This is a genomic window from Streptococcus sanguinis SK1 = NCTC 7863, from assembly GCF_000194945.1.
In the GTDB taxonomy this organism is placed as follows: domain Bacteria; phylum Bacillota; class Bacilli; order Lactobacillales; family Streptococcaceae; genus Streptococcus; species Streptococcus sanguinis.
In genome coordinates, this window is the sequence record NZ_GL878511.1 from 355,430 (window position 1) to 372,280 (window position 16,851).

Below are 16,851 nucleotides of genomic sequence, written 5' to 3' on the forward strand. Positions count from 1 at the left end.
TTTCTGCATTATAAAGTTTCTAAAGCAATCATTGTAGTCACAGCTGCGTCATAGTAATTATCTGACGGCAAGCCTTGCATGAAGAGATATTTATTCTGCTGCACCAATTTGCGGAATTCAATGTTGTTGTTAGCCGCATAGAATACTGGAGCAGTAAAGCTGCCAGCCTGATTACTATTTAGAGCTTTCCCTTTCAAAGTGTAGCCCGCATAGATCTTTTCTTGACTGAGGAAGAAGTTCAACATCTTCTTCAGCATTTTTTGACTTTTTTCATCCTTGCTTTGAGCCAAGTTGTAAGGAAGTCGGCAGGCATTATAAGAATAATAGCCATCATTTGCAGATTCAACCGTATCAGCATCAGCTGCCCGAACTTTGTCGCCTTCAACCCAGATAAAGTCTGGTATCAAACCAGTCTTATTATCAGCGCTGATTGCTTCAAGTTTGCTGAGCATATTATCTCGGATTGTCAGCCACTGCTTATCTTTGGTCAACTCATAGAAAGCTTGGAACTGCTGCGGTAAGGTATCAGAAGTCCGCATGAGATTATAAAATTTCGATTCTGCATTTGCCCAGTTCCCAACCGTCAAAACGCCGTTACTTTCATTATAGTTATATGCCAAGACATCTTTCAGAATGGCCTTAGCCTGATCTTGGTATTCTTTAGCCTTGTCCGGCCACTGCTTAGCAGCCTGAATCAAAGCATAGGCAATGTAGAGATCGCCGTCTGTAGCATTGTTTTCGTCTTCATGATTGCTCTTTCCGTCCTTAATCGTCTGTTTCCAAGACATGAGCTGGGTATCTTTCAGACGATGAGCTAGATAATATTGGTAGAGCTTTTCAAAATCAGCCGAACTGGCATCGCCTTGCTTAGCTGCAGCCACAGCAATCACCATGCCATAACCCTGTGCCTCAGACAGCACAACATCTTCAGTCTTACTGTTTGTCGTCCTGATATAAGACAATTTGTCCTTGGTTACGACATATTCTTTAGACCATTGGCTGTATATCTTCTTTTTGATATTAGGAGTACTGCCCATGCGGGTGTACAACAGGATAGCAGCCAAAACAGCCAGAATTGTCACAAACCAAATAAATCTTAATCTTGTTCTTTTCACACTTTCTCCTAACCTGCAAATCGTTTTGTTTTAACCCACTTGGTTTCTTTCCGCTTCAAAATCTTGTCCAAGATAACAGATCCTACTGCATCTAAAGAAACAACGATAAAGAGCTGAGAGTAAGTCAAATAGGACACAAGGGCCAGCCAAATCTGTTTGGTGGTCGCCTGTCCAAACTGAGAAGCCAGGGCGATATTGATCTGCAAAAGATAAAGCAAAATCATCAGAAGCCAGTTAAAGAGCATCAGCTGGACGATATAGATATTCTGAGCATCAAAAGCGAAAGGAATCCGCACATCCGGGATAAAGAGCTGGGTAATCATTGCCGCTACATTGGCAAAGAAAACCAAGTCAGATAAGACAATCGCCAGATTGAACCAGAAGAAGATACAAGAATAATTGAACACTTCCAGTTTCACGCGCCAGTTACCGCCGCTAAAAAGATGCTTGAAGTTGGCAAGAACTACCTCGTAATTTCCCTTAGCCCAGCGCTTACGCTGCATGTAGTAGGACTTGAGGGTTTCTGGCTCTTGTTGGAAGGCCTCTGAATTATAAGCCAAAGCAATCAGCTTGCCGCTCTGCATAATCTTAAAGGAAATTTCCGTATCCTCTGTCAAGGCACCATTTTTCCAACCACCAATACTCTTAACAAACTCCGTGTTAATCAAGAAGTTCGTACCTGGAATCCGCCCAATCTTAAAGAGGTGCCACATACCTACGTGGTAAACACGCTGAGTTACAACGATTTCTTGGTTGATACAACGTGTCAGGAAGTTCTGGTTGGCATTCCGAGTCTTGTTGCGTCCGAAAGAAGCAACGTGGCGTTCTGGATCTTCCAAAACTTTTTTGACTAGGAAGTAAAGAGCATTCTTTTCTGGCATAGCATCCGCATCATAGACACAGATATATTCACCCTTGGCCATCTTCAGGGCGTCATTCAGCACCCCTGCCTTACCTCCCGTACCAGTACGGTCTGTAATTGTAATATTGCGTCCAGCGTACTCAGGCATAGCCTGAACTTTCAGCATTTCTTGATAAGTGTCATCTGAGCAGTTGTCCGCAAAGAGCAGAACTTCCACTCGGTCATGAGGATAATCCAAATCCAGAATGGCCTTGGTCGTCTGAGCGATAACCACATCTTCATTGTGGGCTGGGACAACGACTGTAACCATAGGATAATGTTCCAATGGGCTGGTATCCACGTTGAAGTCACTGCGTTTCATCCAGAAATGCACGGAAGAGCATAGAATTACCAAAGCCCAAGCCAGAGACATCCAGATGGAGAACAGAGTGACAATCATAATAAGTTGACTAATCATGACGAGTCACCGCCCTAAAATTTTTATTGACCCGATTGTAAATAACCAGATAATAAATGAAGAGGACCAAAAAGCTAATAGCAAAAAAGATACTTAGCACCATAGAGATGATAAAAAATACTTCTGTTAAAGACATGTGTTTACCTCCTAGTATTCTACGATAATGTCGGTTTCAAGCTGACGCTCCAGATTGCTCAAAGCGTCATCAAAATTATGGAATTTGTCAATGTTTTGAGCGTTCAGTTTTAAACTGCCGGACTGAAACTGAATTTTTTGATCAGTTTTCTTATTCTCAAAGTGCATCATCGTTAAATCGTCACGCACTTTCTCTTGGAAATATTCCTTGACTTCCTGATCCAGATCTTCTACCAGAACGAGAAAGTTACCATTGGATACATAGTAAACTGTTTCTACATTCTGGAAGTCCCAGTTAAGCAGTCGTAAAATTCTCTTGAGCATCCGCTTGTACTCCCGAGAGTGAATTTGATAAAAATGATGATTGTGCGCCCAATGGACCAACAAGGCCTGAAAGGCTGGAGCTTGTTTCTGATTTACTTTCTGAACCATTTCTTCATAGGCCTCAGCAGCATCTTCACTGTCATCCTGCACTAATCCCAAGCGCTGATGAAGATAGAAATTCACTCGGCTGGTCAGCCAAGCACTGACAGGGAAGACATAAAGCAAGAAGAGAACCTGATTGTCCGGTAGGTAGGTTACATCAAAGAGCAAGATCAGAGTTGCGATAACCACACCCAGAATCATAGCCCATGTCACCAAGAGATCAGATAGGACAAAAACACTAAAAATACCTAATAAAATCAGCGCGATTCCGATATAAAATATGTTAGCTGCAAAATTCCAACTGTAGAAAAGAATTAGTCCAATTGTCAGTACAAAGACTGCTAATGATTTTTCTAGTCCTTTTTTCCTAAACATTTTTTACTCCTGTCTTAAATTCTTCTGGTCTAGCCGTTTGCTTAAAATAGTGGGCAATAGCTTGAGCAATCCGCTCAGAAGCCTTACCGTCACCATACGGATTGCTGGCTTGGGCCATTTTCTGATAGAGTGACTCATCTGTCAGCAAGGCTTCCATCGCCTCTGCTACTGCTTGAGTTTCTGTACCGACCAGCTTCAAGGTGCCGGCTTCAACTCCTTCTGGTCTCTCTGTTGTATCACGAAGTACCAGTACAGGCTTACCTAAGGAAGGTGCTTCTTCCTGTACTCCGCCTGAGTCTGACATAATGAAGTAGCTTTTAGCTGCGATATTATGGAAATCCAACACATCTAAAGGCTCAATCAGATGAATTTTCTCATTGTCACTCAGAATTTCTCTAGCCGCTTCCTGAACCGCTGGACTCAGGTGAACGGGATAGACAATTTCCACATCATCATGGGCATCTACAATCTGTCGTAGAGTTCGAAAGACCCTTCTCATCGGCTCACCTTGATTTTCCCGGCGATGCATGGTCACTAAAATCATCTTGCGAGCTGGATTAATACGGTCAAGAACCTCGTGCTGATAATCAGCCTGGACGGTCAGCTTGAGAGCGTCGATAGCTGTATTCCCTGTCACAAAAACTGTTTCTGCTGGATGGTTTTCCTTGAGCAAGTTAGCCTTACTCTGATCCGTTGGGGCAAAATACAAGTCTGTCAAAGAGTCGGTCATCTGACGATTCATCTCTTCTGGGAATGGAGAGTATTTATTCCAAGTCCGCAAACCAGCTTCCACGTGGCCGATACGAACTTGATTATAAAACGCTGCAAGACTAGCTGCAAAGGTCGTTGTCGTATCACCGTGCACCAGCATAATATCTGGCTTGTTTTCCTTTAAGATATCATCTAGCTTATGCAGGATCTTGACAGTAATATCTGTCAGGGTTTGATTCTTCCCCATAATATCCAAATCATAATCAGGCTTAATCTTAAAAGTTTCAAGTACCTGATCCAGCATCTGACGATGCTGAGCAGTCACAACTGTTGTTGTCTCAAACAAGTCTGCCTGCTTCTTCAGTTCAATAACCAGTGGAGCCATCTTAATTGCTTCTGGACGAGTTCCAAAAACAACCATTACCTTAATTTTCTTCATTTTTCCTCACCAAAAATCAACATTGTTATATTAACTTTTTACTAAAAAATGTTTGTTTTAAGTAACCTTAGTTATTTTACCATCAAGCGTTTCAATAATCAAAGCATGAACTATTATTTTATACTTTCTTAATAGTAATTTACATGTTGGTAACTTATTTAAGATTATTTTAATTTTCTTAACTTAACTGTAACTTAAAATTGCTGAAATTTTTCGGTTTTCTCAAAAAAATAAATAAAAAGGAAAGAACTTATAGGCTTAAAGTCCTATTTTATGCAGAATTTTGTGCTTTTTACCTATATTTTTTAATCTTTATTCATTGTAATAAAATATTATTCTATTTGTAATCTAATTGTTTTCTATTCTTTATATTTCAAAATCCTCCCTTCATGAATGAGCTAGCTGGATAAATGCCAGCTATCGTTCTCTATAACCTCCGACCACTACCATTAAAACCAATCTCCTCTTTTTTAAAATTTCAAATCTCCCCCTCCTACTATTTTAGGATTTTTAAAATAGTATAACCTAGCGCTATCATACTACAAAAAACCAGCTACTTCCCTGATTAAAAATAAATATGGCATCTCGCATCATAGAAAAACTGAAATAGGAAATCTTGACTGTTTCTTCTATAGTTGTTTATCCATAAAGGAGAACTTAAAAACAACTTTCTAAGTATATTATAGGATAATATTTAGTGGCGAGCAAGAAATTATCGGCTGCAACAAAAAATCCCTCCCGAAAATCGGGAGGGAAAGTTCTTTATTTAAGAACAATATTTTCTTCAGTTTCAAATCCATCTGGCAGTTCTGTCACTTCGTTGATAATTTCAACTTCATTGACAGCCTGAGGTTCCAGATTGCGGTAGCGGGCCATACCAGTACCAGCTGGGATAATCTTACCGATGATAACATTTTCTTTGAGTCCGAGCAGATGGTCTTTCTTACCACGGATAGCAGCATCTGTCAGGACACGAGTTGTTTCCTGGAAGGAAGCTGCAGACAGGAAGCTGTTTGTCTCAAGGGAAGCCTTGGTGATTCCCATGAGGACTGGACGAGCTGTCGCAGGCACTCCGCCTGAGATAACCACATCACGGTTAGCATCTGTAAAGTCTGTAATATCCATGAGAGTTCCCATGAGAAGATCTGTGTCACCTGGATCCATGACGCGCACCTTGCGAATCATCTGGCGAACCATTACTTCGATGTGTTTGTCGCCGATTTCTACCCCTTGGCTACGGTAAACTTTTTGTACCTCAGCAAGCAGATAAGTTTCAACAGACAAGACATCGCGGACAGCCAGCAAGTGCTTCGGCTGGATAGAACCTTCAGTCAAGGCAGCACCGCGAGAAACTTGGTCGCCCACTTCAACCTTCATGCGAGCTGTAAATGGTACCACATATTCACCTTCGCCAGTTGCACCTGTAACAAAGACCTTCTTGGTACGAGTAGATGCATCTTCTTCGATGGCAGTAACTTCACCCTTGACTTCAGTGATGACCGCTTCCCCTTTCGGATTGCGGGCTTCAAAGATTTCTTGGACACGAGGAAGACCTTGTGTGATATCGGTATTGGAGGCAACACCACCCGTGTGGAAGGTACGCATGGTCAGCTGTGTACCAGGCTCCCCGATAGACTGGGCAGCGATGGTTCCGACTGCTTCACCGACTTCAACCGCATCGCCAGTCGCCAAGTTGATACCGTAACAATGACGGCAAACACCGTGGCGGGTGTTACATGTAAATACGGAACGGATAGTGACTTCTTCGATCGCCTTTACTAATTTACCCTCTTCATTCTCGATCTTAAGATTTGCAATTTCAGCAGCCTTGTCTTCTGTGATCAATTCATTCGCGCCAATAATAACTGCGCCAGTTTTTGGATGTCTAACTGTTTTCTTAGTGTAACGACCATTGAGACGCTCTTCCAGAGACTCGATCATTTCCTTGCCTTCTGTGATAGAAGTGATGAGCAAGCCGCGATCTGTACCACAGTCATCTTCACGGATAATCACATCTTGGGCAACGTCAACCAGACGACGAGTCAGGTAACCTGAGTCGGCAGTCTTAAGGGCCGTATCTGTCATACCCTTACGAGCACCGTGGGTAGAGAAGAACATTTCCAAAACAGACAGACCTTCACGGAAGTTAGACAAGATTGGCAATTCCATGATACGTCCATTTGGCGCAGCCATCAGACCACGCATACCGGCCAACTGGGAGAAGTTAGAGATGTTACCCCGCGCTCCAGAGTCCATCATCATAACGATAGGGTTCTTCGGATCCTGGTTGGCAACCAGACGTTTTTCCAATTTCTCACGAGCTGCCCGCCACTCAGCAGTAACTGCATTGTAGCGTTCGTCATCAGTAATCATACCGCGACGGAATTGTTTGGTAATTTGTTCAACACGCTTATGGGATTCTTCAATAATTTCAGCCTTATCTTCGACAACTGGGATATCAGCGATACCCACTGTCAGACCAGCCAAAGTAGAATGATGATAACCCAAGTTCTTCAAGCGGTCAAGAAGAGCAGACGTTTCTGTTGTACGGAAGCGTTTGAAGATTTCTGCGATGATATTCCCAAGATTTTTCTTCTTAAACGGAACATTGATCTCAAGCTGTTCAATGACTTCCTTGATGTCTTGTCCTGACTCCAAGAAGTACTTAGCTGGCACACCTTCTGTCAAGTTAGCATTGGTTGGCTCTTGCAGATAAGGCAATTCCTCTGGCATAATCGCGTTAAAGAGGATTTTACCAACAGTTGTAATCAAAATCTTATGCTTCTGATCTTCTGTCCAAGGCTTATTAAGACTATCGGTTGTAATACCAACACGAGTATGCAAGTGAACATAGCCGTTGCGGAGGGCCATGACCGCTTCATCCATATCCTTGAAAATCATGCCTTCGCCTTCGCGGCCAGCCTCTTCCATGGTCAGGTAGTAGTTCCCTAAGACCATATCCTGAGACGGTGTTACAACTGGTTTACCATCTTTCGGATTCAAGATATGTTCAGCAGCCAGCATGAGGATACGAGCTTCAGCTTGGGCTTCCTCCGACAATGGTACGTGGATGGCCATTTGGTCACCGTCAAAGTCGGCATTGTAGGCTTCACAGACCAATGGATGCAAACGAAGAGCTTTACCATCAATCAGAACTGGCTCAAAGGCCTGAATTCCCAGACGGTGAAGGGTCGGTGCGCGGTTAAGAAGCACAGGGTGTTCCTTGATCACTTCTTCCAGAATATCCCAGATACGCTCATCTCCACGCTCTACCAAGCGTTTGGCAGCTTTCACGTTCTGCACAATATCACGCGCAACAATCTCACGCATCACAAATGGTTTAAAGAGCTCAATCGCCATTTCACGCGGCACACCACATTGATACATTTTCAACGTAGGACCAACGGCGATAACGGAACGACCTGAGAAGTCAACCCGTTTACCCAGCAAGTTTTGACGGAAACGCCCTTGTTTTCCTTTGAGCATGTGGCTCAGAGACTTAAGTGGACGGCTGCCTGGTCCTGTAATCGGACGGCCCCGACGACCATTATCAATCAAAGCATCAACCGCTTCCTGGAGCATCCGCTTCTCATTTTGAACGATGATACCAGGGGCGTTGAGTTCCAGCAAGCGAGCCAAACGGTTGTTCCGGTTGATAACACGGCGACAGAGATCATTGAGGTCAGATGCCGCAAAACGACCACCATCCAGCTGAACCATCGGGCGCAAATCTGGCGGAATAACCGGCAGGATGTTAAGAACCATCCATTCTGGCTTATTGCCAGACTTGTAGAAGGCGTCCAAAACATCCAAGCGACGGACAGCCTTGATCCGTTTTTGACCTGAAGCAGTTTTCAATTCTTCTTTGAGGACAGCAATCTCAGCTTCCAAGTCCACTTGTTTCAAGAGGTCTTGAATAGCTTCTGCTCCCATTTTGGCTACAAATGAGCCTGCACCGTACTCGCGTAAACGCTCACGGTACTCACGCTCCGTCATAATTGACTTGTGCTCTAGCGGTGTATCCTTAGGATCAATCACCACATAAGCGGCAAAATAAATGACTTCTTCCAGGGCACGCGGGCTCATATCCAAAGTGAGCCCCATGCGGCTTGGAATTCCTTTAAAGTACCAAATATGTGAAACAGGTGCCTTCAATTCAATGTGGCCCATACGCTCACGGCGAACCTTGGCGCGGGTTACTTCAACACCACAGCGGTCACAGACGATTCCTTTGTAACGAATCCGTTTGTACTTACCACAGGCACATTCCCAGTCCTTGGTTGGACCGAAGATCACTTCGTCAAAAAGGCCTTCGCGTTCTGGTTTCAGGGTTCGGTAATTGATTGTTTCAGGTTTCTTCACTTCCCCATAAGACCATGAACGGACCTTATTTGGAGAAGCTAGGGTGATTTGCATACTTTTAAAACGATTTACATCAACCACTATTTCTTACCTTTCTTCATTTTCTAATCAGTGTGTATTCTTATTCTTTTCCTTCAGCCTCAAAAGCTGCTTTCGCTTCTTGAGCTGCTTTTTCACGCGCTTTTTCAAGATCGTCAACGTGAATCACATCATCATCTTCACCTTCGTCTAGGTCACGCAGTTCTACTTCATTGTCATCTTCATCGAGAACGCGCATATCCAGACCAAGAGATTGCAATTCTTTGACAAGAACGCGGAAGGATTCTGGCACACCTGGTTTTGGAATTGGTTTTCCTTTAGTAATAGCTTCATAAGCCTTCAAACGTCCGTTGACATCATCTGACTTGTAAGTCAGGATTTCTTGCAGAACGTTAGAAGCACCGTAAGCTTCCAAGGCCCAAACTTCCATCTCACCAAAACGTTGTCCACCAAATTGAGCTTTACCTCCGAGCGGCTGTTGGGTAACCATTGAGTAAGGACCTACTGAGCGGGCATGGAGTTTGTCATCTACCATGTGGTGGAGCTTAATCATGTACATGACACCGACAGATACACGGTTGTCAAACGGCTCACCGGTACGTCCATCGTAAAGAATAGTCTTGGCATCGCTATCCATACCAGCTTCACGGACAGTATCCCAGAGGTCTTCTGAGCTTGCTCCATCAAAGACCGGTGTCGCAATATGGATGCCCAAGTTACGTGCTGCCATACCAAGGTGAAGCTCCATAACCTGACCAATGTTCATACGTGATGGTACCCCGAGTGGGTTCAGCATGATATCAACTGGTGTTCCGTCTGGCAAATAAGGCATGTCTTCCACAGGAACGATACGGGATACAACCCCCTTGTTTCCGTGACGACCAGCCATCTTATCTCCGACCTTGATCTTACGTTTTTGAGCGATGTAGACACGAACCAACATATTAACGCCAGATTGCAACTCATCACCATTAGCACGGGTAAAGATCTTCACGTCACGAACCACTCCATCAGCACCGTGCGGCACACGCAGAGAGGTATCACGGACTTCACGAGACTTGTCTCCGAAGATAGCGTGCAAGAGGCGCTCTTCAGCAGAAAGATCTTTTTCACCCTTAGGGGTAACTTTACCTACAAGGATATCGCCTTCCTTGACTTCCGCCCCGATGCGGATAATACCCATTTCGTCCAAATTGCGTAGGGCATCTTCCCCTACGTTTGGAATTTCGCGGGTAATTTCTTCAGGGCCAAGCTTGGTATCGCGAGTTTCTGATTCGTATTCTTCCAAGTGAACTGAGGTGTAGACATCGTCTTTCACCAGACGCTCACTCATGATAACCGCATCCTCGAAGTTGTAACCTTCCCATGTCATGTAGGCAACGATTGGGTTTTGTCCCAAGGCCATTTCTCCATTTTCCATAGAAGGTCCGTCAGCGATAAAGTCGCCTTTTTCAACGACATCGCCAACTTTTACAAGGGTACGTTGGTTGTAAGCAGTTCCTGAGTTAGAACGGCGGAATTTTTGAATTTGGTAAACATCAAGAGAACCATCTTCACGGCGTACTTCAACCTTGTCTGCATCCGCATAGGTAACCTTACCATCATGCTGAGCAATAACCGCTGCACCAGAGTCGTGGGCAGCTTGGTATTCCATACCAGTACCAACATAAGGCGCTTTTGGATCAATCAAAGGCACAGCCTGACGTTGCATGTTGGCACCCATGAGGGCACGGTTGGAGTCGTCATTTTCCAAGAAAGGAATACACGCTGTCGCTACGGCAACTACCTGCTTAGGCGATACATCCATGTAGTCTACTTGGTCTGATGGGAATTCTTGGTTATTACCTTGGTGGCGTCCCATAACGATAGGCTCTGCAAAGCCACCTTTTTCATTCAGCTTAGAGTTAGCCTGCGCTACGATAAATTCATCTTCCTCATCAGCGGTCAACCAAACGATTTCGTTGGTTACCACGCCAGCTTCACGGTCTACCTTACGGTAAGGCGTTTGAATAAATCCGTATTTGTTAAGGTGCCCATAAGAAGACAAGTTATTGATCAAACCAATGTTTGGTCCTTCAGGTGTTTCGATTGGACACATACGACCATAGTGAGTATAGTGTACGTCCCGCACTTCATAACCAGCGCGGTCACGTGTCAAACCACCAGGTCCTAAGGCAGAAAGACGGCGCTTGTGAGAAAGCTCAGACAGCGGATTGTGTTGGTCCATGAACTGAGACAACTGAGAAGAACCAAAGAATTCTTTAATAGCTGCAGTTACTGGACGGATGTTAATGATTTGCTGTGGAGTCAGTACTTCATTGTCTTGAACACTCATCCGTTCACGAACATTACGCTCCATCCGAGAAAGTCCGAGACGAACTTGGTTGGCTAAAAGCTCGCCAACTGCACGAATACGACGGTTCCCCAAGTGGTCAATATCATCTACACGACCGATGCCTTCAGCCAAGTTGAGGAAGTAGCTCATCTCAGCTAAGATATCAGCTGGTGTTACAATCCGTACCTTGTCAGAAGGATTTGCGTTACCGATGATAGTCACAACGCGGTCTGGATCAGTTGGTGCCACTACCTTGAACTTCTGCAATTCTACAGGAGCTGTCAAGACAGCTGAGTCGTTTGGAATATAAGTGATTTTGTTCAAACCATTGTTCAGCTGCTCTGCAATGCTGTCAATGACACTGCGGGTCATAACTGTACCAGCTTCAACCAAGATTTCTCCTGTTTCAGCATCTACCAATGGCTCTGCAATGGTTTGGTTCAGCAAGCGTGTCTTGACGCTGAGTTTCTTATTAATCTTGTAACGACCAACTGCTGCCAAGTCATAACGATGCGGATCAAAGAAACGCGCATCAAGGAGAGAGCGAGAGCTTTCAGCCGTCTTAGGCTCACCTGGACGAAGACGCTCATAGATTTCTTTCAGGGCTTCATCTGTACGAGAGTCCATTGGGTTCTTGTGGATATCTTTTTCAATGGTATTGCGAACCAAGTCGCTGTCACCAAAGATGTCCAAGATCTCATCATCTCCTGAGAAACCGAGCGCACGCACCAAAGTGGTAAATGGAATCTTCCGTGTCCGGTCAATACGAGTGTAGGCAATGTCTTTTGAGTCTGTTTCCAACTCTAACCAAGCTCCGCGGTTAGGAATAACCGTTGAACCGTAGCCAACTTTTCCGTTTTTGTCAACTTTATCGTTAAAGTAAACCCCTGGAGAACGCACCAACTGGGAAACGATAATCCGCTCACCACCATTGATGATGAAGGTTCCCATTTCAGTCATGATTGGGAAATCACCAAAGAAGACTTCCTGAGTCTTGATTTCACCAGTTTCCTTGTTAATCAGACGGAAAGTCACAAAGATTGGCGCTGAATAGCTGGCATCGTGAATGCGTGCTTCTTCCAGCGTATATTTAGGCTCACGGATTTCATAGCCGACAAATTCCAATTCCATGGTATCGGTAAAGTTTGAAATAGGAAGTACATCTTCAAAGACTTCCTTCAGACCATGATCCAAGAAATCTTGGAACGAATCCGTTTGGATTTCAATCAAATTTGGTAAATCAAGAACTTCCTTAATTCTTGAAAAACTACGACGGGTACGGTGTTTACCGTATCGAACTTCATGTCCTGCCAAGTTTTTACTCCTTTATGATAAGATACTGAGCCCTTGATAAAGCGAGAAGAAAGTATCTTTTCCTCAACGCTTTGAGGGCGAGTTCTGTGAAATGTTTTCAGAGGAAAATCCTCTGTCATTTACAATGCTGCAAAACAGCCACAATCAGTCCCTTTTGTTTAATTTTCAGAAAAATTAAATTATAGTTACATAATTCGTTTTTCCTAAAAATAGGCACAAAAAGAGCAGCTAAATCTGACTTATTCAAGTTTGATTTAACTGCTGTAAGCTTCTATTTGGACAATATTTCAAATAAAGCACACGACAAATTATTGCTATCATTATACCTTATTTAGCTAGAAATTGCAAGGATTTCATCCGCTTTCTGAAAAGTTAAAACTGTTCTTGATACGCTAGTTCCCTTGCCGGTTATTGTTGGAATTGGAACTTGAATTAGAATTGGAGGTAGAACCGCCCAGTATAGCTGACCAAGCCTTCTGATAATCCGCATCTGATGCCCCGATACCAAAGCGGTAGGTCGTGGTCGGAGCGCCGTTTTTAGCCCAATAGCTAGGCACTGTCGGACCACTGAGATTAACAGAGCGACCATTTACCGTTACTGTACCTGGCTTTTCTCCTGTAGACTTGAGTACGTCAGACTTAATCACACTCGGATCAAGAGTGAACTTATCACCAACACCCCAGGCATTTGGATCTGCCTGATAGATGGCATCTACCATATAAGCCATGTAGGAAGCGTTATTGTTATAACCAGTCAACGCCGCCATAGAGCTATTATCATCATGACCAATCCAGCCTCCCAAAGTCATCTTAGGAGTAGAAAGCATCAGCCACATATCGCCGTTTGTGTTGGTCGTTCCAGTCTTACCAATCCAGTCGGCTCCAGCTAATGTTCCGTTGACCTGACTGATTCTGGATTTATAGGTCGTAGTCGCTCCAGAATTGATAACGCCCCGCATGAGCTCCTGCATAATCGTAGCCGCTGCTGGACTGTAAATCTGAACAGGATTGGCCTTATGCTGGTAAATCACCTTGCCATCTCGGTCTGTGATTTTTTCAACCATATATTTTTTCTGGTAGGTTCCATTATTAGCCAAGGTTTGGAAACCATTGGTATGCTGAGCTACAGATACTTCGATTCCCCCGCCCATTGGGAGACTCTCAATGCTGTAGTCATCAATGTAATAACCCATTTTTTCCATATAGCCACGGACATTGACACCTTTTTCGCGTAATCCGCGGTAAGTCCAATAAGCCGGAATATTCCAAGAAGTATTAAGCGCTTCTTGCAGGTCCATCATGGCTGTACCACGGCTATCCACGTGCATGATTGGATCGCCGCTTGAAAAGTTAGTTGGATAATTGGAAAGAACGCTGGCACTACCCATCAGACCTTGGTCAATAGCAATCCCATAAGCAAGAATCGGCTTAATAGTCGAACCCGGTGATCGTTCCGTATCAAAGGCATGATTGTTCTGATTGGAAGCATAATCTCTTCCTCCGACAAAGCCAATCACAGCACCGGTTTTATTATCCAAGAGGACATTCCCCACTTCAACTGCACCAGTTCCGTCATCCAAGACGCCCCCATAGTTGGCTACTGCATTTTGCATAGCAGTATGAATGTTCTTGTTGATTGTGGTGGTGACAGTATAGCCGCCATCGCTCAGTTCTTTAGCAGCCAATTCCTTGTAGGCTTTGACAGTGTCGTTGTTTTTCAGCTCTTGCTGAGAAACATTGTCCCGCTGAATCAAGTATTCGTACATGGTCTGCTGGGCTTCTTCGACCGCTGTGTAATAAAGGTAGCCATGCGAAGATTTTTCCGAACTTTCAGAAGGCTTGAAATCCTTGGTCAAGTCGTAGTCCTTGTACTCCTTGTACTCTTTTTCGCTTAGATGGCCCGTCCGATACATATTATAGAGCACATCCTTGGCACGTTCCAAGCCCAGAGCCATATCCCCTGCACTCTTGAGACTGCCATCCGCTGCATAAGGCGAATAAACAATCGGACTCTGTGGCAAGCCGGCAATAAAAGCAGACTGGGGCACAGTCAAATCCTTAGCAGAGACACCAAAAATTCCTTGAGCAGCTTCTTCCACACCGGCGATATTCTGCCCCTTATTGTTGCGCCCAAAAGGCGAAACGTTCAAGTAGGTCGTCAAAATATCATCCTTGGACATGTAGCGTTCCAAAGCCAGCGCATCAACAATCTCCGCCGCTTTCCGCTTGAAGGTCGGCGCATCGCCCACCACCTGCTGCTTGATCAACTGCTGGGTAATGGTTGACCCCCCGCTAGACGAGCCAACTCCGACAACAGAGCCGAGCGTAGCCCGAAGCACAGCTTTAGGCACCACTCCGTTATGCGTTTCAAAATTCTCATCCTCTGTAGCGATAACGGCTTTTTTTACATTTTCAGAGATGGCGTCACTCTTAACCGGGATGCGGAGCAAATCATTGTCCACTTCTGCAATCAAGCTGCCATCAGCATAGGTAAGCTTGGAGATTCCAGAAATATTATTCACCTGCTTGACCAGCTCATCCTGCTTGGGCACTTCAACCTTACTGAAAAGACTAGCTGCATAGCCTATCCCAATACCAGCACCGATGACGCCACCGAAGAAGATAAACACAAAAGCCATATTCATCAGAAGTTTAAAAGTCCGCAAGAAAACAGCAAAAACATCACCGATAGACCAGCCATTGTTGCCACTAACGATCTTCTTGCTCCATTCTGGAAGATGTATTTTTTTGATAAACTGCTGGGCTTTTCCCCAGAACTCTTTTAATTTCTCTATTAATTGTTCCAAGTTCGATTCTCCTTGTTATCTTCCCATTATACCAAATATCTATGATTTATTTCAAGGAAACATTGCTATTTAAAAGCTTTATGATACAATAGAGTAACATAAATTTAAAATATAGATAAGCCAATTTCTTGGCTTTTAGAATAGGAGAGACATGATGCACATTTTTGATGAGCTAAAAGAACGTGGCTTGGTATTCCAAACTACTGATGAAGCAGCTTTACGCAAGGCCTTAGAAGAAGGACAAGTCTCTTATTATAGTGGATACGATCCGACCGCTGACAGCCTGCACCTTGGCCACTTGGTAGCCATTCTGACCAGCCGTCGCTTGCAACTAGCCGGACACAAACCCTACGCGCTGGTCGGAGGAGCAACTGGATTGATTGGCGATCCATCCTTTAGGGATGCAGAACGCAGCCTCCAGACCAAGGAAACTGTGGAAGGCTGGGTGAAATCCATCCAAGATCAGCTTTCTCGTTTTCTGGACTTTGAAAAGGGCGATAATAAGGCCGAAATGGTCAACAATTATGACTGGTTCAGCAGCATCAGCTTTATCGACTTCCTGCGTGACGTCGGCAAATACTTCACTGTCAACTACATGATGAGTAAAGATTCTGTCAAGAGCCGGATTGAGACAGGGATTTCCTATACAGAATTCGCCTACCAGATCATGCAAGGATATGACTTCTATATCCTCAATCAAAACCACGACGTAACCCTGCAAATCGGTGGTTCTGACCAATGGGGCAATATGACAGCAGGTACAGAACTCCTACGCCGCAAAGCTGACAAGACTGGCCATGTGATAACCGTTCCGCTCATTACCGACGCTACTGGCAAAAAATTCGGCAAGTCAGAAGGCAATGCTGTCTGGCTCAATCCTGACAAGACTTCTCCTTACGAAATGTATCAATTCTGGATGAATGTCATGGACGCAGACGCTATCCGCTTCTTGAAAATCTTCACCTTCCTGTCCTTGGATGAGATCGAAGAGATTCGCCAGCAGTTTGAAGCAGCACCACACGAACGCTTGGCTCAGAAAGTCCTAGCTCGCGAAGTGGTCAGCCTGGTTCACGGTCAAGAAGCATACCAGGAAGCCCTCAACATCACTGAGCAGCTCTTTGCCGGAAATATTAAAAACCTATCCGTCAAGGAACTCAAACAAGGTCTGCGAGGTGTGCCTAACTATCAGGTCCAAGCAGAAGACAACCTCAATATTGTAGAACTGCTTGTGACAGCTGGCGTGGTAAACTCAAAACGTCAAGCTCGCGAGGACGTCCAAAACGGTGCTATCTACCTCAATGGTGAGCGCATCCAAGATTTAGACTATGTTCTCAGCGACTCAGATAAACTGGAAGACGAGCTAACAGTTATCCGCCGTGGTAAAAAGAAATACTTTGTCCTTACCTACTAAAGATAAAAATCCGATTACCTGAATCGGATTTTTCTATGTCTTACGAAGGAAAGGACATTCAAC

General features: G+C 44.4%; 9 protein-coding genes. 1 reads left to right on the forward strand and 8 read right to left on the reverse strand.

Annotated features, from left to right (window positions below; translation table 11 throughout):
- Nucleotides 1-8 precede the first annotated feature (8 nt).
- From HMPREF9378_RS00170 to pbp1b, 8 genes are all read right to left on the reverse strand, one after another.
- Nucleotides 9-1,115 (reverse strand): glycosyl hydrolase family 8, encoded by a 1,107-nt coding sequence (locus HMPREF9378_RS00170; protein ID WP_002901727.1) that lies wholly within the window; start codon nucleotides 1,113-1,115, stop codon nucleotides 9-11.
- Between the two features lie 8 nt (nucleotides 1,116-1,123).
- Nucleotides 1,124-2,434: a glycosyltransferase family 2 protein gene (locus HMPREF9378_RS00165; RefSeq protein ID WP_002901729.1), complete on the reverse strand. Its 1,311-nt coding sequence runs from the start codon at nucleotides 2,432-2,434 to the stop codon at nucleotides 1,124-1,126.
- Entirely contained in the window at nucleotides 2,427-2,570 is a 144-nt protein-coding gene (locus tag HMPREF9378_RS11710) for a hypothetical protein (RefSeq protein WP_002896778.1), read from the reverse strand. The genes HMPREF9378_RS00165 and HMPREF9378_RS11710 overlap by 8 nt, the downstream gene beginning before the upstream one ends.
- Before the next feature lie 11 nt (nucleotides 2,571-2,581).
- Nucleotides 2,582-3,370, reverse strand: a complete 789-nt coding sequence (locus HMPREF9378_RS00160; protein ID WP_002901732.1) for a hypothetical protein — start codon at nucleotides 3,368-3,370, stop codon at nucleotides 2,582-2,584.
- Nucleotides 3,363-4,520 (reverse strand): non-hydrolyzing UDP-N-acetylglucosamine 2-epimerase, encoded by a 1,158-nt coding sequence (gene wecB / locus HMPREF9378_RS00155; protein WP_002901734.1) that lies wholly within the window; start codon nucleotides 4,518-4,520, stop codon nucleotides 3,363-3,365. The genes HMPREF9378_RS00160 and wecB overlap by 8 nt, the downstream gene beginning before the upstream one ends.
- A gap of 762 nt (nucleotides 4,521-5,282) precedes the next feature.
- Entirely contained in the window at nucleotides 5,283-8,963 is a 3,681-nt protein-coding gene (rpoC, locus tag HMPREF9378_RS00150; RefSeq protein ID WP_002914480.1) for a DNA-directed RNA polymerase subunit beta', read from the reverse strand.
- 40 nt (nucleotides 8,964-9,003) lie between these two features.
- The gene (gene rpoB, locus HMPREF9378_RS00145; RefSeq protein ID WP_002914482.1) at nucleotides 9,004-12,570 is read right to left on the reverse strand and encodes a DNA-directed RNA polymerase subunit beta; all 3,567 of its coding nucleotides are present in this window, start codon (nucleotides 12,568-12,570) and stop codon (nucleotides 9,004-9,006) included.
- Nucleotides 12,571-12,962: 392 nt separating this feature from the next.
- Nucleotides 12,963-15,377, reverse strand: a complete 2,415-nt coding sequence (pbp1b, locus tag HMPREF9378_RS00140; protein ID WP_002914484.1) for a penicillin-binding protein PBP1B — start codon at nucleotides 15,375-15,377, stop codon at nucleotides 12,963-12,965.
- A gap of 154 nt (nucleotides 15,378-15,531) precedes the next feature.
- Here pbp1b and tyrS point away from each other — a divergent pair, with 154 nt between their 5' ends.
- Entirely contained in the window at nucleotides 15,532-16,788 is a 1,257-nt protein-coding gene (gene tyrS / locus HMPREF9378_RS00135) for a tyrosine--tRNA ligase (protein WP_023916687.1), read from the forward strand.
- Nucleotides 16,789-16,851: the final 63 nt, after the last annotated feature.